15 protein-coding genes are annotated in these 18,543 nt (G+C 53.3%); 1 reads left to right on the forward strand and 14 read right to left on the reverse strand.

From position 1 onward, the window contains the following. Window positions 1-10: 10 nt before the first annotated feature. The 7 genes from ACXUPB_RS21770 to ACXUPB_RS21800 form a co-directional block, all read right to left on the reverse strand. A complete protein-coding gene (locus ACXUPB_RS21770; protein ID WP_472954711.1) occupies window positions 11-1,666 on the reverse strand; it encodes an AAA family ATPase in 1,656 nt (551 codons plus the stop codon). Beyond that, a complete protein-coding gene (locus tag ACXUPB_RS21775; RefSeq protein WP_472954712.1) occupies window positions 1,663-3,735 on the reverse strand; it encodes an integrase catalytic domain-containing protein in 2,073 nt (690 codons plus the stop codon). The genes ACXUPB_RS21770 and ACXUPB_RS21775 overlap by 4 nt, the downstream gene beginning before the upstream one ends. Then, window positions 3,719-4,540 carry a TnsA endonuclease N-terminal domain-containing protein gene (locus ACXUPB_RS21780; RefSeq protein ID WP_472954714.1) on the reverse strand — a complete coding sequence of 274 codons (822 nt, stop codon included), beginning with the start codon at window positions 4,538-4,540 and terminating at the stop codon, window positions 3,719-3,721. Before ACXUPB_RS21780 ends, ACXUPB_RS21775 begins: the two co-directional genes overlap by 17 nt. Before the next feature lie 140 nt (window positions 4,541-4,680). Continuing rightward, a complete protein-coding gene (gene glmS / locus ACXUPB_RS21785) occupies window positions 4,681-6,522 on the reverse strand; it encodes a glutamine--fructose-6-phosphate transaminase (isomerizing) (protein WP_472954715.1) in 1,842 nt (613 codons plus the stop codon). Between the two features lie 127 nt (window positions 6,523-6,649). Next, a complete protein-coding gene (gene glmU, locus ACXUPB_RS21790) occupies window positions 6,650-8,020 on the reverse strand; it encodes a bifunctional UDP-N-acetylglucosamine diphosphorylase/glucosamine-1-phosphate N-acetyltransferase GlmU (protein ID WP_035556299.1) in 1,371 nt (456 codons plus the stop codon). A 1-nt stretch (window position 8,021) separates the two neighbouring features. Further along, on the reverse strand, window positions 8,022-9,191 hold the full coding sequence (locus ACXUPB_RS21795; protein WP_246362004.1) for an FAD:protein FMN transferase: 1,170 nt from the start codon (window positions 9,189-9,191) through the stop codon (window positions 8,022-8,024). Between the two features lie 68 nt (window positions 9,192-9,259). Further along, window positions 9,260-10,060: an undecaprenyl-diphosphate phosphatase gene (locus ACXUPB_RS21800; RefSeq protein WP_179916288.1), complete on the reverse strand. Its 801-nt coding sequence runs from the start codon at window positions 10,058-10,060 to the stop codon at window positions 9,260-9,262. A 217-nt stretch (window positions 10,061-10,277) separates the two neighbouring features. On the opposite strand from ACXUPB_RS21800, the gene ACXUPB_RS21805 reads away from it, so the two are divergent. Next, the gene (locus tag ACXUPB_RS21805; protein ID WP_035556306.1) at window positions 10,278-11,471 is read left to right on the forward strand and encodes a cation diffusion facilitator family transporter; all 1,194 of its coding nucleotides are present in this window, start codon (window positions 10,278-10,280) and stop codon (window positions 11,469-11,471) included. A gap of 19 nt (window positions 11,472-11,490) precedes the next feature. On the opposite strand, the gene mgtE is transcribed toward ACXUPB_RS21805, so the two are convergent. From mgtE to ACXUPB_RS21840, 7 genes are all read right to left on the reverse strand, one after another. Beyond that, the gene (gene mgtE / locus ACXUPB_RS21810; RefSeq protein ID WP_035556307.1) at window positions 11,491-12,867 is read right to left on the reverse strand and encodes a magnesium transporter; all 1,377 of its coding nucleotides are present in this window, start codon (window positions 12,865-12,867) and stop codon (window positions 11,491-11,493) included. Window positions 12,868-13,039: 172 nt separating this feature from the next. Then, the gene (locus ACXUPB_RS21815) at window positions 13,040-13,468 is read right to left on the reverse strand and encodes a F0F1 ATP synthase subunit epsilon (RefSeq protein WP_035556309.1); all 429 of its coding nucleotides are present in this window, start codon (window positions 13,466-13,468) and stop codon (window positions 13,040-13,042) included. A gap of 24 nt (window positions 13,469-13,492) precedes the next feature. Next, on the reverse strand, window positions 13,493-14,872 hold the full coding sequence (gene atpD, locus ACXUPB_RS21820) for a F0F1 ATP synthase subunit beta (RefSeq protein WP_035556311.1): 1,380 nt from the start codon (window positions 14,870-14,872) through the stop codon (window positions 13,493-13,495). Window positions 14,873-14,946: 74 nt separating this feature from the next. Continuing rightward, entirely contained in the window at window positions 14,947-15,834 is an 888-nt protein-coding gene (atpG, locus tag ACXUPB_RS21825; RefSeq protein WP_009286339.1) for a F0F1 ATP synthase subunit gamma, read from the reverse strand. 65 nt (window positions 15,835-15,899) lie between these two features. Then, window positions 15,900-17,444, reverse strand: a complete 1,545-nt coding sequence (atpA, locus tag ACXUPB_RS21830) for a F0F1 ATP synthase subunit alpha (RefSeq protein WP_035556314.1) — start codon at window positions 17,442-17,444, stop codon at window positions 15,900-15,902. A 16-nt stretch (window positions 17,445-17,460) separates the two neighbouring features. Then, complete coding sequence (locus tag ACXUPB_RS21835) at window positions 17,461-17,997, reverse strand: F0F1 ATP synthase subunit delta (RefSeq protein WP_179916287.1); 537 nt, start codon at window positions 17,995-17,997, stop codon at window positions 17,461-17,463. Between the two features lie 11 nt (window positions 17,998-18,008). Continuing rightward, window positions 18,009-18,479, reverse strand: a complete 471-nt coding sequence (locus tag ACXUPB_RS21840) for a F0F1 ATP synthase subunit B (RefSeq protein WP_035556318.1) — start codon at window positions 18,477-18,479, stop codon at window positions 18,009-18,011. Window positions 18,480-18,543: the final 64 nt, after the last annotated feature.

Genomic DNA, 18,543 nt, shown 5'->3' on the forward strand with positions numbered 1-18,543 from the left:
GCATCTAGCGCTATTCACCGGAGCCCAACCACTGGACTGTGTTAAATACCAGACCCGATTGTTTTGCTGCACCTAGCATTTGCTCTTCGTTCGCTGCCTGGGAGTGCATAAAACGCAAATCGTCTGAATCGAGGGTGTGCCACTCTTTTACTTTGATCGATTTGGTTTTTTGCTTTCTCTTCACCGGTGGCGATTGCTCTGAAGACTGATACCAGTTCAGGATGATCGGCATCAGGTCTTTTAGCTGTAAGTCGGCGTGTTCCTCAAACGCTCTTTGAATTAATGGTTCCAACAGATCTGATTCGTAGCCCATATCAACTAGCATGTTGTGCATCCGGATTGCCTGGTCGTTGCCGCCGTACTGGAAGGATTTGCGAATTTGGTCCTTGCTGGATTCCAGAAGGTTACTGAGCTCCAGGATTTTCTTATCAACATCCGGGATCGTGAGGTCTGAGTATCGGGCTATTTTGCTTGGATCACCGGAGCGTAGAGCCTCCATCATCGGATGAATCGGTTTCAGTTCGTCGCGATAAACCGCGTTCATGATATTTGGGGTGATTCGCTCCGTCCCTGTTACTACCGCTCGAATCTGGGACAGTACAAACAGCTTGATGACGACATCCATGATGCCCTGAGACAGATCGAACCACAAAACCCTTAATTCATCAGGAACAGTGTCACTGGCTTTGGTTAGCCACTGGTACTTCCAGAGCTTTTGCGTGAACGCGCCCCATTCGGTTCGGAGCACGTTTTCTTCAGCTGCAGGTTGGCTCAAGGGTTCCCATAATATTGATCCAAACCCAGCCCCGCGCCTTGCAGACCGGAGGTCAGTTTCAAAGACCGGACGGGCCTTTGGTGTTCCGACCATAACCACTGGTACGGAGATCTCATTTACCAGGGTTACGAAGAAGTTCAGCATCTTTTCCGCTCCGCCGGAGGCACGAACACTCAAGTGCTGAATTTCATCAATAACCAGTAAGCCAATGGCGTAGGTGTTTGCCAGTTGCGACATCAGCGCAATCATTGTCTCTACGCCGTGGCGTTTTTCACCGTAGCGCCGGACATAATTGGTCGCAAGGATGGAATCGATTTCCCGAAAAAAATTATGGCATAGGCTTTTGAGGGAACCGTCGTGGGGACAATCAATTTTCAGGAAAACAATCTGTGTGAAATTGTGTTCGGGGTGGTGAATCAACCGCGGATACGTTGCCAGAATACGGTTCAGCGAGCTGGTTTTCCCGGAACCAGAGCACCCAATAAATGCGAGGCTTTTCGCAGTCGATTCGACATGTTCAAACCTAAATGCCTTCAGGTCTCCGCTCTTAATGCGCTCGTAGCCGTTCTGTAAATGGGCCGAGAGATCGCCAGTTGCTAGGTTTCGGCCAACATATCCCTGGCGCAGCATGATTGAGATTTTGGATTCCAGCTCGATATGGCGTGCTAACGGCTGAAAGAAACCGTCCAGTAGCTGGGAGATGATATGAACTCGTGTTTGGCCGTCCAGGTATATGTCTGAGGGACGGAGCTCTATGTTTCCACCGAGTCCCGCTTTGAGCTGCTTGCGCTCAAGAAACGGTGGTAGCGCTTCAATCAATGGGTTTCCTTGATAAGCTGGTACTCCCGTGTCCTGATAAACGGCATGCACCATACCTGAGGGTAGTGTCATTCATCGTCTCCAAACAGCTCGTCCAGAAAATCCGGGAAAGCACCATCGTCCGGTTTGCCATGCAGGTAGGTTACCTCAGATTTCGATTTACTGTTTTCAGGCTGCCGGGCTTTTGTTTGTTGGGCTCTCTGAACATCCCGCTCTTGCTTACGATTATCACTTATACCTCTAACAGTTTCGGATTTGGATTGTTTGTGTACGGCTGGGCGGGAACGCTCAGCGTCTTTTAGAGTTTTACTGACCAGGTTTTCGAGGTCTCGCTTGCTTGTTGTCTCGGTTACTTTCGCAGCACTGGTAGCTTTTCGCTGCTCTTCCTGGCTGGACCATAACTCCCACATCGACTTGCCGCGATACTGGCGGGAGCGATCTGTCAGAGAGCACACCCAGTATTCCGAACTGCCCTTTTCGGGGAACAGGTAGATATTGTCAGCCACGACCGGGTCATAGGCTGCTTGCAGGTCAGCTTCTCTGCGATCTCCATTACGATGCAGCCAACCGGATCCCAATAGCTCCTTAGAGGTGTAGTAAGCGCCAAAACAGCTAACGCCCAGATCAGAAAGATAGACTTTTTTACGCGGCAACAAAGCAATTCGTAGAGCTTCTTCTGATACATTCTTCAATCGACCAGTTCGATATTGGATGCCCCAATTCCAGATATTGAGCGGGGTTAACGCCATATCGTTTGGCATATCCGGGCCACGGTCGTACTTCGACAGTACTGCGTATTGGTTCCGGTGAAGGATGGAGGCGAGGATAATGCGGGTGAAGTCATCCAGAGTCAGTGTTGCATCCAGCCGGTAGTCTTTTCCGCCCTGCTTTCTGACTTTTGTGGCTGTCACCACACCAGGCACAAAGGGTTTGAATTCCGCCTGAAGGGTTCGGAAATAACGCTCAACAATCCCTTTTGCATCGCCCCGGTAAGGTGGCGTAATTTCAATGCGCACACCGAACGCTTTTTCCAGGGACTCAATTTGGTACCCGAGTAGTTCCCCCCGGTCCGCAAGGATCGCATCCGGTACTCCAACGGTTGGCCACTGCTCCGGGGTAATCTCAAGGTCATAACGAGCGCATAGTTCGGTCTTATCTGACATAGACGTGGCCAACGCGCTCATGGCCGTAACATAAGATGGATTTTCCAAGCCTATATAGAAGCCAGTCACCATTCGGCTGAAAACATCGACCACCACGTACAGAGTGGGGCGACCTATGATTCGTTGCCTATCAGCAGACAACAAGTAAATATCGGCAATAGTCGCGTCGATTTCATACCTTGAACCAGGCCCCAGTACCCCTGCTGTGGCGGTCCCAATCAACGGCCTGATGTCTTTTTGGTAGGAGATTCTGTTTGCTCTCAGGCGAATGCGGTCAGCCTTTGTATACTCACGTTCGTAGAAATATCTAAGCTGGATGATTGTTGGGTAGTCCTCGCGGGACACCTTGGGATTTGTCACCTCAAACATGTCTATAAATCGTCGATAGGCATAGGGCATTGAGTACCCCTTGTCGTTAGCGTAGTAGCGGTCAATGACGATACGAAACATTTTCTCAATCAACGGATCTATCGAGATCCCGGTGCCCGGCGAAGTGCTTCTTGGGCGGCCCAATTTATTCCTGGAGGTTTTTTTCTGACCTTTTCCCCCGGATTTTCGGTAATCAGGTAGCAGCGCATTGGGTATTGCGCCCCGCTGCCAGTACTGCCGAAGATTTTTGTAGAACGATTTCCTCGGTTTACCGGTTTCGTCGCTACGCGATTGAACTAACCGGCCCCTGCCACTACGGTAATAAATTTCCTCATTAACCAGCAGAGGGGCAATTAATTCATACCTTTGATCGCGGATTTTCTGGGTTTTACTGCCCTGTTCTACGGACAAGGATGCGAAATCCTGGTAAGGATCTTCTGTCCGGCGAAGTGTTTCATCAAACGTCCACTGCTCAATCTGAATGGTTTTGATCACCTCGGGCAAGGCTTTATCTGAATCAATATCAATCCAGATAGCATGTTGTCCCGCTAGTGCCAATATTCGATACCGCTCCTGCCCTACCTGAAAGACATCATTGATTCGTAGCATAACTTGCCCTCAGCAGTGCAATATCCTCAACTACCTGTAAGTCTTGTGCTACCAGCCTGGTCCAGGGAATTGATATATCAAACGTCAGTGCCCTTAACGCGGCTAGCGCTCGTATCCGAGCCAGTGATGTCCCGGGCTCAAGTGAGTAGGATTGGTCAACCAGCATTGCGATATCTGGGAGCCTGGAATTCGGGTGGTCTGCCAACACCTCGACGTAGATAGGAAGGTTCTTAAACAAGACTTCCATTCTCTCACTTTGAACTCTGCCCGAGTAAAGTAGATCCAGGTTCTCCATTACGGTGTGAGGCATCTGCATCTCGGTTATCAGGTACCAGGGCATACCTTTCAGTTCCCAATACCGGCGCTCAATTTCGAGCTTTTCGACGATTCGCGGATCCATAAGGTCGGATGAAACTTTCACCTGAATAGCCATTTTCTGTGACCCTGTCGATGTAGAAAGGTCAACAACAAAATCGCTGGACATGATTTGGGGGTATCCGCCTGCTTCAGGATGGCGGATGTTGGCTAGTTCAGCCAGTGATAAGGTGTCTTCTATTCGAAGAGGAAATTGCTCTCTGATGTCGGTGACGGCAGGGTTCCATTCAAGTAGTAGGAAAGCCGCCAGTTCCATATCGGAGAAGAAATGGTGGGTTCGCCCTGTAAGATGGCCCATCACCCGGTGGGAACGACCCTTGGAGGATAAATCTCTGACCGTCAGCCAGGGGTGATAGTCTTTACCATTACCTTTGCCGCGTTGTTCTTTGATCCATTTCTGGGTGCGATTGTCGAGTTTGTAGTCGGCCATTCCCTATGACTCCTGAGGAGAATAGCCTGACTGTGCCACATCACCCGGTGGTTACCAACTTTATTCAGAAGTTACCAACTACTTTAAGTTGTTACCAACTTTATTAGCCTCCCACATAAATCTAAAGTCTGACACCTAAATCATTCCACCGTCACACTTTTAGCCAGATTGCGAGGCTGGTCAACATCCGTACCTTTGAGCACGGCCACGTGGTAACTCAATAGCTGTAGCGGCAGGGTGTACAGCAGCGGCGCCAGCGCTTCATGCACGTGGGGAAGTGTGAGTACACGGATATCTTCCTGGGGATCCATACCCACACTTTCGTCGGCAAACACGAACAACTGGCCACCACGGGCGCGGACTTCCTGAAGGTTGGATTTAAGCTTTTCCAGCAGGTCGTCATTGGGGGCGACCGAAATCACCGGCATTTCGCTGTCCACCAGCGCCAGCGGGCCGTGTTTTAACTCCCCGGCGGGGTACGCTTCGGCATGAATATAGGAGATCTCTTTGAGCTTAAGTGCCCCTTCCAGCGCAATTGGGTAATGGGCACCGCGCCCCAGAAATAGCGCATGATGTTTTTCAGCAAATGCTTGGGAAAGCGCTTCGATCTGACTGTCCAGCGCCAGCACCCGTTGGCACACCTCGGGCAGTGTGCGCAGTGCGGCGATGATATCTGGGTATTCGGCCTGCCCTTTTGCTTTGCTCACGGAAAGCGTGAGTAGCATTAACGCCACAAGCTGAGTCGTAAAGGCTTTGGTGGAGGCCACACCAATTTCAGGACCTGCGCGTGTCATCAGCGTAATATCCGACTCACGCACCAATGAGCTACCGGGCACGTTGCAAATCGCCAACGACCCGACATAGTTCAGCGTTTTTGCAAAACGCAGCGCCGCCAGCGTATCTGCAGTTTCACCCGACTGGGAGAGGCTGACAAACAACGTACCTTCGGGCACGACGGGGTGGCGATAACGGTACTCAGAGGCCACTTCAACCTGAACCGGTACACCGGCGTAACGCTCTAGCCAGTAACGCGCCACCAGCCCGGCGTGGTAGCTTGTGCCGCAGGCGATAATATGCACTTGGCGGGTACGCTGGAAAAGCGCCAGAGCATCGGGGCCAAAGCTCTCCACTAACACGCTTTGAGCACTCAACCGCCCTTCTAATGCTGCCTCGATCACCTTCGGCTGTTCAAATATTTCCTTGAGCATGTAATGACGGTATTCGCCTTTGCTGGCAGCACCGTCACCGTGCTCAAAGGTCTGAATAGGACGCTCAACGTGGTTACCATGACGATCCACAATGCGAATAACACCCTGCTCGCGTAGCTCAACCAGGTCGCCCTCTTCAAGATAAATAAAGCGATCCGTCACTGGCAGTAGTGCCAGCGGGTCAGAGGCTAAAAAGGCTTCATTAATCCCCACGCCAACTACCAGCGGGCTGCCCTGGCGGGCACCGACCACCACACCTGGTTCTTTAGCGCTCATCACGCCCAAGGCATAAGCGCCACCTAAGCCGTTAACGATCTGTTGCGTCGCGTCAAACAGGGTGAGGCCATCGTTCAGCTTTTCGGAGAGTAAGTGGGCAATCACTTCGGTATCGGTTTCGGAGTTAAACGCGTAGCCGCTGCGCTGCAAGTTCTCTTTTATATGCTCGTAGTTTTCAATAATCCCGTTATGCACCACCGCCACTTGGTTTTCATCAATGTGAGAGCCGCTATGATGCGGGTGGGCATTGGCTTCAGAGGGTTTGCCGTGGGTTGCCCAACGGGTGTGTGCAATGCCTGAAAAACCCGGTAGCGCGGAAGCTTCCAATTGCGCGGCGAGCGCCGCTACTTTTCCGAGCGCCCGGCGGCGGGTCAGCACGCCATCGCTAAACACCGTCATACCGGCCGAGTCATAGCCACGATACTCCAGGCGTTTTAGACCTTCTAATAGAATTTCTTGGACGTTGCGCTGGGCAACGGCGGCAACAATGCCACACATAATCACTCTCCTAGGTCATTAACCAGAGCACTTCACAAATACTACTCAACCAATCCACAGAACGGTAAAACGACAGCCACTGATTATGAATACGGCTTTTTAATGATCCTTAGCACCATTTTAAGAACTATGGCTCTGTGCGCTTGCTGGGGCGCAGCCAGTCGTTTTTTTCTAGCTGGCGGCCACGCGTGACGGCTAAGGCATAATCGGTAACGTCTTTAGCAATTGTCGACCCTGCCCCTACGGTAGCGCCTTTGCCTACCGAGACAGGCGCGACCAAGGCTGTGTTCGAGCCAATAAAAGCATTATCACCTATTTCTGTGTGGTGTTTGTTAGCGCCGTCGTAGTTGCAGGTAATCGTGCCCGCACCAACGTTCACATCCCGGCCTAAGCGTGCGTCACCTACATAACTTAGGTGATTTATCTTACTACCCTCACCGACATCGGCATTTTTGGTTTCAACAAAATTGCCCACCTTGGCTTTTACCGCCAACCGCGTCCCCGGGCGTAACCGCGCAAAGGGGCCGATCTGGTTCAAGCCCGCTGCCACGGAGCCCTCTATCACACTATGGGTGTCTACCACGCTTTCGGCTCCAATAGTGCTATTTTTAATCACGCAGTAAGGACCAATACGCACGCCTTCACCCAGTTCAACGTCACCTTCAAAAACACAGCCCACATCAATAAAGACATCATGACCGCAGGTTAAACGCCCGCGCACATCCAAGCGTGCGGGGTCGGCAAGCGCCACGCCCTGCGCCATTAACTTATCGGCCAACTGGCGTTGATAAACGCGCTCCAAGCGGGCCATTTGCGCGCGATTATTAACCCCTTCCACTTCAACCGCAGTGGCTGGCTGGGCCGTGCATACCTTGATGCCTTCATCGGCGGCCATGGCGATTACATCGGTCAGGTAGTACTCACCCTGGGCATTTTCTGCGGAAAGCTGCGGTAACCAGCGTTTTAGCTGGGCGCTGGTCATGGCCATAATGCCGGTATTGCATTCACTGATCGCAAGCTGTGAGCTGCTGGCATCTTTTTGTTCAACAATCGCCACTGCATGGCCCGCGTCGTTGCGTACAATCCGGCCATAGCCCATTGGGTCATCCAGCGTCACCGTCAATAGCCCGATGTGCTGTTCATCCACTTGGGCCAACAGCTCCCTCAGTGAATCACGCTGTAACAGGGGGACATCGCCATAGAGGATAAGCACCTTGCCGTTACCGAGCTGCTCAAGCGCTTGAGCCACCGCGTGACCGGTGCCTTTCTGTTCGGCCTGCACCGCAAACTGCACCTTGGTGTCGGCCAGCGCCTCGCGCAGCTGTTCCGCACCATGGCCGATGACGACATGGGTACGATCAGGCTGCAGCCCTGATGCTGTCTCCAGTACATGTTGCACCATTGGCTTACCTGCCAAGGTATGCAGTACTTTAGGGGTTTGCGAACGCATACGCGTACCTTTACCCGCGGCGAGAATGACGATATCCAGTTCATGCATGTTATTCACCTGTTACGGGTTGGTTGGTGGGCGCCGGAGTAGGGAGTTGTTCAATACCCAGCTCATCAACCAGAGATTCACCGAAATAGTTAACAAATTCAGGCGTAGCAATGCTGCGCCACTGCTCCCCCTCGCGAACGAGCAGAAGTACTTTGAGGTTATTCTCGATGGCCATTTGCATAGCGTCTTGCTCGCCGACGACTAATAGTGCCGTCGCCCAAGCATCCGCCCAAGCGTTAGAGGGATGGAAGACTGACACCGACGCTAATTGGTGAGTGACGGGTCGGCCTGTGCGCGGGTCAATGGTATGGGAGAAGCGCTCACCCTCTACTTCAAAATAGTTGCGATAGTCACCTGAGGTAGCGACTGACATGCTTTCTAGCGGAATAATATGCTGTGCACGCTGCTGGCCATCTTCAGGCACTTCAATGCCAATCTGCCAGGGCGTTTGTTCTTGCTCATCACGCAGGTCGCGGGCAATCAGTTCCCCGCCTAAATTGACCAAGTAGTGTTCCATGCCCTGCTGATCCAGATAAGCAGCTACCCGATCGGTCGCATGGCCTTTGGCAACGCCGGAAAGGTCGACAAACACATCGCGGGTACGCCGCGCCTGCATGTTTTGGGTGTCGATTTCTAGCGCATCAATGCCTATCTGGGCAAGCTCCTCGGACAGGGCATCGTCGGAAGGCACGGTTTCAGGCCGTGCTCCGGGGCCAAAGCTCCATAAATTGACCAGGTCGCCTACAGTAATATCAAAAGCGCCGTGGCTGGCTTCAGCGACGGATTGGCTAATCGCCAATACTTCAATGAGCTCATTGGAGAGCGGCTGCCACTCATCTAAAGGCGCTTCGTTGAAGGCGATCAGTTCGGAATCGTCACGGTAGGTGGACATCGCCTGATCAACGCTCTCCAGCTCTGCTTTGAAACCCTCTTCCAGTTCAAGAGACTCGCCTTGAGTGAGCGGATCCATAATGGTGACTTGATAAAAGGTGCCAAAAATATTGCCGTCAAAACGGACGGGGGGCTCCAGCGGACGATCACTCTCGGAACAGCCGGGCAATATCAGCAGAGCGCCCAGCAATACGCCTAACCCTCCTAATTCCCTTCCCCACCTACCCGACCTTTCTACCCACTTAGTTTTGCCAGACTTTTTCTTATCAGACCTGTTCATAGCTGCCTTGCCCTGGAAATAAAACTTTAAAAATTAAGCTTTTAAAATCAAGTTTTGAAAACAAGCTGTTAAAAATAAAAGAACCACAGCAGCCAAGCACCAAACAATACGCGGTAAATAACAAACGGCTGCATTCCCAGTTTTTTGATGATGACTAGGAAATAGTGAATACACAGGTACGCGCTGACCCCAGATAGTAACGTACCCACTAGCATCGCGACCCAATCAATCGACTGCGATGCGTTAAAAAGGCCTATGGCTTCCAAACCACCGGCCAACACAATCACCGGAATCGACAGCAAAAAAGAGAACCGCGAGGCACCTTCCCGGCTCATTCCCACCATCAACGCCGCCGTAATAGTAATGCCCGAGCGCGAAGTGCCCGGAATTAGCGCCAGCGCCTGGGCACCGCCAATAATTAGCACATCCTTCAAACACAGTTGATATTCGCTGCGCGTTCCCCCTTTTCGCCAATCGGCATACCCCAACAATAGCCCGAAACTAATTAAACTGATGCCGATAATCAGCGTAGAGCGCATATAGTGAGAAATAACATCGTGCAGCAGTAACCCAATAATACCCACGGGAATGGTGGCTAATGTCACCCAAAAGGCGAGACGTGCATCTTCGTTGACGCCTTTGCCGCGCATAGCAGCTAGGCTGCTGGTAATCATCTGCCAAATTTCGTGGCGAAAATAGAGTATTACCGCGGAAAGGCTGCCCAAATGCAGCGCTACATCAAAGGCTAAGCCTTGATCTTCCCATTCTGTCAGCACAGGCACCAAAATCAGGTGGGCAGAGCTTGAAACGGGTAAAAATTCAGAAATTCCCTGAACAACCGCTAACACCACCACCTGGAGCCAATCCATAAAAAACCCTATGTATAGAAACAATTTAATGGTTTGCAATGGCGTTTAAGGATACACATCCACCTATTCTTTGTCCGCCATTGCCTTTGCTGACATTAGCCTCCACTGACACGCAAAGGTGCCGTTTCACGGCTTGAAAGCAGTGGACGCTATAGAGGATATAAGGAGTGCGCTACAATGGACATCTATTGTATGCGTGCTTCCTTGCAAGGTACCCATGACTCAGACCATCGAAACGCCAGTGGTTCACGACCAAGCGCGACTTAGCCAAGAAGCCAAGCGTGTCACCTACATAGGTGCGTGGCTGGATGCCCTGTTGAGTATCGTTAAAGTGACCATTGGTTTTATGGTCGGCTCAGCGGCGTTGATCGCCGACGGCATTCACTCCCTATCGGATTTAGTCACCGATGGTTTTGTCCTGGCAGCCATTCATTACGGCCGCCAGGAGCCCGATAAAGACCACCACTACGGCCATGGCCGAATCGAAACCCTGACTACCCTATTGCTGGGAAGTGTGCTGATCTTCGTGGCTGGCGGTATTGCCTGGTCGAGCCTGGATCGACTGTTTAGCGGCGCTGCCGTAAATGCCCCTGGCGCACTGGCAATCGTAATGACGGTGATTGCGCTGTTTAGCAAAGAGTGGATTTTTCGCTACACCATGCGGGTCGCCAAGCGGGTAAAGTCAAAATTGCTCGAAGCCAACGCCTGGCACTCACGCAGCGATGCATTATCCACCGCTGTGGTGCTGGTAGCGCTGGTAGGCGCTCAATTTGGCTTGGGTTGGCTGGATGCCGTCGCTGCTATCATTGTGGGTTTATTAGTCGGCAAAGTAGGTTTGGACTTGCTGTGGGAGTCGGCTCGCGAGTTGGTCGATACCGCGCTGCCGGTGGATGTTCAGGATCAGATGCACGATGTGGCTTGCAGCGTACCGGGGGTGGATAGCGTCCACGACCTGCGCACCCGACAGTCCGCGGGCTGGGTAATGGTCGATCTACACGTGGTGGTCGGGCCTAAGATTACCGTTTCGGAAGCCCACGAAATAGGTAACGAAGTAAGCCGCCGTCTACGCCATGAATTCCCCGCGCTCACCGATGTGATCTTCCACGTTGACCCCGAAGACGACGCCGGGGCGGGTGATCCTAGCCGCCTTCCCGGCCTTCCGCTGCGCCCTGAAGTAGAGGCCGCGCTGGATGCGCGCTGGTATAAGCATCCGGTATGGCGCACGCTCAACGAGCTTCAGCTGCACTATTTGGACGATAAGGTCTCGGTATCGCTGATCATTGATGACGCGGTGCAGCAGCCACCCCAGTGTCTCGCCAGCCAGCTAAAAGCGCTGGCTAGCGATATTGAGTGGCTGGGTCACGTTGAGGTGCTGTTTATCACCCGCGCCGCCAGTAGCTCAATGCGCTAAGCCCTCAATGACTTACTCGTCACGAAAGCAGCAGCGTGGCGATACTGAAGTAAATCACTACCCCAGAGGCGTCAATAAGCGTGGTCACCAGCGGAGCCGAGGCCGTCGCTGGGTCGACCTTAAAGCGCTCGAGTACGAACGGCAGGCACATCCCCAGCAGACTTCCGAACAGAACAATGGTGACCATACTTAGCGCAACGACCATCGCTAGAGCTTCACCGCCACGCATGATACCTATTGGTGTCACCGCAATGGCCATGGTGATACCTAACGCCCCTGCAACGAGAAGCTCTCGGCCGAGTAATTTTCCCCAATCTTTGACACCTACGTCGCCAGTCGCCATACCGCGCACCATTAGCGTGGCGGCCTGGGCCCCAGCATTACCGCCACTACCGATCAACAGCGGTAAAAAGAACACCAGCGCTACCTGGGCGGCAATGGTCTCTTCAAAATAGGCAATCCCGGCACCTGAGAAAAGGTTGGCAAAGACCAGCAGTACCAGCCAAAACACCCGCTTACGGTAGAGACTCCAGAGCTTCACGCGGCTTACGCCATCTTCCAGTTGGCCGATGGACATACCTTTGTGGAAATCTTCGGTGGCCTCGGATTCGGCTACGTCCATGGCGTCATCGTGGGTCACAATACCGACCATACGATCATCCGCATCAATCACCGGCAGCGCTAACAGGTCGTACTTCGCCACAATACGGGCAACATCTTCCTGAGCATTATCAACCCGTGTACTGATGACATCTTTGATCATGATGTCATCAACAATGGCGCCGGGGCGTGCCACCATCAGTTGGCGCAGCGACATGGTACCAATCAATTGCCCGTCGCTATCCAGAATATACAGCTGATAGACCGTTTCCGCGTCGGGAGCGGTCTGACGTACCCTCATCATGGCCTGCGACACCGTCATGCCACTGGCTATGGAGACATAGTCAGAGGTCATGATGGCACCGGCGGTACCCTCTTCGTAGCTGGCAAGCCGTTTGAGATCTTCCCGCTCGCGGTGGGCCATACGACGCAGCAGTGCTTCACGGCGGTCTTCACTGAGTAGATTAAACAGGTCGGCGCGTTCGTCCGAACCCATCTCCTCCAGCAGCTTGAGTACCTGGCTGTCATCCAGTTCCCCGACCACCTCAAGCTGGCTCTCACCGGGCAAATAACCCAGTACGTTCGCAGCACGCTCGGCAGACAGAATATCCAGCAATGCGAGCGCTGCGGGCAGCTCTTCGTCGTCTTCAATCATCTCCTCAAGCACTTCACCGATATCCGCGGAGCGGGTTTCGGCCAAACGCAAAGAGAGTACCGATTTACTGGGCACTTCCTTGGCCAACTCGTCGAGCAGTTCGGCTTTTAATGCCTGTAGACTTTCATCATTCAGTGCCATGGCTCTCACCCCTCGCGCTTACAAGCGTCGTGCTGCCGAACACATTCATCGCCCAGCCCATCCTACTGACCAAGCTCACCATACTTACTTATCTGTCTGCCAAACAAAAAACGCCCCTTAAACCCTGGTAGCGGGTTTAAGGGGCGTTGGACACACGCCAAGTGCGTGGGTGTTAGCCTTTACCCGCCTTTTTACGCAGCTGCTGAATCGTTCGCAACTGAGCAACGGCTTCGGCAAGTTCAGCAGCAGCTCGAGTGTAATCAAGCTCCGATGACTTCTCATTAAAGGCTTTCAGCGCCTGCTGACGCGCTTCTTCGGCAGCGGCCTCGTTGAGGTCGCTGGCACGCGACGCAGAGTCGGCCAGAATCGTCACGACATCCGGTTGGACTTCCATGAAACCACCAGTGACGTAGAAGTTCTCTTCTGTGCCACCATCATAGATCACGCGAACCGGACCCGGCTGAAGCTCAGTCAGCAGCGGAGCGTGACCTGGCAAAATGCCCAGATCACCCATCATTCCGGAAGCAATCACCTGCTCAACAGTACCTGAGAAGATGGATGCTTCAGCGCTGACGATATTGCAAGTAAAGCTATTCGCCATAGCGAATCCCCCTAATGGACGGGATTACTTCTTCATCTGGTTGGCTTTCTCGACGGCTTCGTCGATGGAGCCGACCATATAGAAGGCCTGTTCCGGCATATCGTCGTATTCGCCAGCAAGAATGCCCTGGAAGCCACTGATGGTGTCTTTCAGTGAGACATACTTACCTGGTGAACCGGTAAATACTTCGGCCACGAAGAACGGCTGCGACAAGAAGCGCTGGATTTTACGCGCCCGGGAAACGGCCAGCTTGTCTTCATCAGACAGCTCGTCCATACCCAGAATGGCGATAATATCCTTAAGCTCTTTGTAGCGCTGAAGAACGTTCTGCACACCGCGAGCGGTAGCATAGTGCTCTTCACCGACGACCAGCGGATCCAACTGACGTGAGGTGGAGTCAAGCGGGTCGATCGCCGGGTAGATACCCAGCTCGGCGATAGAACGCGCCAATACCACGGTAGCGTCCAGGTGCGAGAAGGTGGTCGCCGGCGACGGATCGGTCAAGTCATCCGCGGGCACGTATACGGCCTGTACGGAAGTGATTGAACCGGTTTTCGTCGAGGTAATACGCTCCTGCAGAACGCCCATCTCTTCAGCCAGCGTCGGCTGATAACCTACCGCTGACGGCATACGGCCAAGCAGTGCCGATACTTCGGTACCTGCCAAGGTGTAACGATAGATGTTATCGACGAACAGCAGAACATCGCGGCCTTCATCACGGAATTTCTCAGCGATGGTCAGGCCAGTCAGCGCAACGCGCAGACGGTTACCCGGAGGCTCGTTCATCTGACCGTAAACCAGCGATACCTTATCGATAACGTTGGATTCAGTCATTTCGTGATAGAAGTCGTTACCCTCACGCGTACGCTCACCAACACCGGCGAATACAGAGTAGCCGCTGTGCTCGGTAGCGATGTTGCGGATAAGCTCCATCATGTTAACGGTTTTACCCACACCGGCGCCGCCGAACAGGCCAACTTTACCACCCTTGGCAAACGGGCAGACCAAGTCGATAACCTTGATGCCAGTTTCCAGCAGCTCGTTAGAGGCTGCTTGGTCGGCATAGCTCGGTGCTTTACGGTGAATCGGCATACGCTCTTGCTCGCCGATTGGTCCTGCTTCGTCGATCGGCTCGCCGAGTACGTTCATAATACGGCCCAGCGTTTCCTTACCTACCGGTACGGAAATAGCAGCACCTGTGCTGGTCGTTTCCATGCCACGCTTCAAGCCCTCGGTGGAGCCCATGGCGATGGTGCGCACCACGCCGTCGCCCAGCTGCTGCTGGACTTCGAGGATGGTCTCAACATCGGAGACCTTCAGCGCGTCGTAGACCTTGGGCACAGAGTCCCGCGGAAACTCTACGTCAATCACCGCGCCGATGATTTGTACGATACGTCCGCTCATCTTGGTTCCTCTCTAAAACCTGCAAATGAAACCTGTCTGCCGGGAGCCGCTGAAAAGAGTCGGCTCCCTAGGCGTTATACGGCAGCAGCGCCGCCGACGATCTCAGAAATTTCCTGGGTGATGGCGGCCTGACGGGCCTTGTTGTAGACCATCTCCAGATCGTCGATCAGGCCGCCTGCGTTGTCAGTGGCACTTTTCATAGCGATCATTCGAGCAGCTTGTTCACAAGCGCCGTTTTCCACTACCGCCTGATACACCTGCGATTCGATGAAACGAACCAACAGGCTATCGAGCAACGCCTTGGCATCCGGTTCATACAGGTAGTCCCAGCTTCCGGGACGGGCGTTTTCGTCGTCTTGCTCAGCGTCTGCGCCCATATCAGGCGACAGGGGAAGAAGCTGACGAACCACTGGCTTTTGCGTCATGGTGTTCACAAACTCGTTGTGCACCACGTACAGCCGGTCGAGACGTCCTTCATCGTACGCTTCGAGCATGACCTTAATACTGCCAATCAAACCTTCAACGGTCGGGGCTTCGCCTAAACCGCTCTTCGCCGCCACCAAATTGCCACCGTAGTTGCGGAAAAAGGTACTGGCCTTAGCGCCTAGAGCACAGAAATCCTGCTCTGCGCCCTGCTTTTTCCACTCGCTGGCCTGTTTGAGTAAGGCTTTGAAGAGGTTGTGGTTCAAGCCACCGCACAGACCACGGTCTGTAGAGACCACAATGTAACCAACGCGCTTAACCTCGCTACGCTCGACCATATAGTCGTGCCTGTACTCGGGGTTCGCGTCGGCAATGTGGCCGACCACATTGCGGATCTGCTTAGCGTAAGGCTGACTGGCTCTCATCAGATCTTGCGCTTTACGCATTTTCGATGCAGCCACCATTTCCATGGCGCTGGTGATCTTCTGCGTATTTTTAATGCTCCCGATCTGGGTGCGTATCTCTTTTGCAGCTGCCATAGCGATCTACCCTTCGTTCGTGGCTCTCAGAAAGCATGCAAACCCGCCCGCAGGCGGGCCAGACATTACCAGCTCTGAGTCGCCTTGAACTTCTCGAGACCCGACTTCAAGCTGTCTTGAATCTCACCGTTGTAGTCGCCGCTCTGGTTGATCTTATCGAGCAAATCGCCGTGTTCAGACTTCATGTAGTCGTGCAGAGCACGTTCAAAGTCCAACACTTTGTTTACTTCGACATCATCCAGATAACCTTCGTTGGCGGCATACAGCGAGAGCGCCATTTCAGCAACCGACATTGGCGAGTACTGGTTCTGCTTCATCAGTTCGGTAACACGTTGACCGTGTTCGAGCTGCTTACGCGTGGCTTCATCAAGATCAGACGCAAACTGCGAGAAGGCCGCCAGTTCACGGTACTGAGCCAGTGCCAGACGTACACTACCGCCGAGCTTTTTGATGATTTTGGTCTGCGCCGAACCACCCACACGAGAAACCGAGAGACCTGCGTTAATCGCCGGACGAATACCGGAGTTAAACAGGTTGGTTTCCAGGAAGATCTGACCATCGGTGATCGAGATCACGTTGGTCGGAACGAACGCAGAAACATCGCCACCCTGGGTTTCGATGATCGGCAGCGCGGTTAAGGAACCGGTCTTGCCTTTCACTTCACCGTTGGTGAACTTCTCAACGTAGTCGACGTTAACGCGCGCAGCACGCTCAAGAAGACGTGAGTGGAGATAGAAAACGTCACCAGGATAAGCTTCACGGCCCGGCGGACGACGCAGCAGCAGCGATACCTGACGGTACGCAACGGCCTGCTTGGAAAGGTCGTCATACACGATGAGGGAGTTTTCGCCGCGGTCGCGGAAGTACTCGCCCATGGTGCAGCCAGAGTAAGGTGCCAGGAACTGCATCGGTGCCGGGTCGGCAGCGCCAGCAGCCACGACAATGGTGTGTTCCATCGCGCCGTGCTGTTCGAGTTTGCGCACCACGTTGGCAATGGTCGACTGCTTCTGACCAATGGCAACGTAGACACAGGTCACGCCCTTGCCTTTCTGGTTGATGATCGCATCGATGGCAATGGCGGACTTACCAATCTGACGGTCACCGATGATCAGCTCCCGCTGACCACGGCCGATCGGCACCATGGCGTCGATAGACTTAAGACCGGTTTGAATCGGCTCATCGACGGACTGACGGGTGATAACGCCCGGCGCCACTTTCTCAACGGCGTCTGTCATGGTCGTGTTGATGTCGCCTTTACCATCAATGGGGTTACCCAGCGCATCGACCACGCGACCAATCAGCTCAGGGCCCACCGGCACTTCGAGGATACGACCGGTACACTTGGCGGTCATGCCCTCTTCGAGCTGCAGGTAGTCACCCAGCACTACGGCACCCACGGAGTCACGCTCCAGATTGAGTACCATGCCAAAGATGCTGTTGGGGAATTCGATCATTTCACCAAACATCGCGTCTTCGAGGCCGTGAATTTTCACGATACCGTCGGAAACGGTGACGATGGTGCCCTGATTATGGGCTTCGGATGCGACGTCAAGCTTTTCAATTCGCTGCTTGATGATGTCGCTGATCTCGGAAGGATTCAGTTGCTGCATGCCATGTCCCTCAGACTCAAGCGGTTAGCGCGTCAAAAAGGCGGTTCAATCGACCACGTACGGAGCCGTCAATAACGGTATCACCAGCACGCAGGATGACACCGCCAATAAGCGACTTGTCCACCTGAGTAGTAATAGAGATTTCGCGATTCAGACGTTTCTTAAGCGCGTTCGCTAGCTTCGTTTCTTGCTGACTATCGAGCTCGTAAGCAGAGGTGACGTTCACTTCAATCCGCTGCTCGTGTTCAGCACGCAGGTGCTCAAACTGATCAGCAATGGATGCCAACGCCATCAGGCGGCCCTGGTCAGCCAAAACAGTCAAAAATCGCTGTAAAGCCTCATCCTGTTGCTCAGGAATAAGCTCGACAAGCAGCGACACTTTTTGTTCGCTGTCTAATTTGGGACTGCTTAGCCGATGGCGCACGACGTCATCTGCTACCGCAACACTTAAAAAACTCAGCGCTTGTGACCAGCTATCAAGCGCCTCATGATCACGCGCGTATTCAAACGCTGCCTTAGCGTAAGGACGAGCGACGGTCAGTAATTCCGCCATGGTTCACCTCCTTACAGTTCAGCAGCAAGCTCATCGAGTAACTTGCGATGGGCTTGTTCGTCGACCGACGCTTCAAGAACACGCTCGGCACCCATAACGGCGAGATAAGAGACCTGGGCACGAAGCTCATCCTTAGCGCGATTCACTTCTTGCTCAATCTCGGAACGTGCACTCGCTACTAGGCGTTCGCCTTCGGCGCGGGCCTGTTCGCGGGCTTCTTCAACTATCTGGGCAGAGCGTTTGTTGGCCTGCTCAAGAATTTGCGAAGCTTGCTCCTTGCTTTCGCGCAGCGTCTGTTCTGCCCGTTCTTGAGCAAGCTCAAGATCACGGTTAGCACGGCTGGCTGCATCCAAGCCATCAGCAATTTTCTTTTGACGCTCATGAAGCGCGTTGCTGATCGGAGGCCACACATACTTTATGCAAAACCAGACAAAGATCGCGAAGGCGATCGTCTGCCCGATTAGCGTCATGTTGATATTCACAGGAATGTACCTCTGACAAGTTCGTGGCGACCGGAGTGAAACAAAACCGAGCGTTTAACGCTCG

It is taken from the genome of Vreelandella sp. DA03-1M, assembly GCF_055725665.1.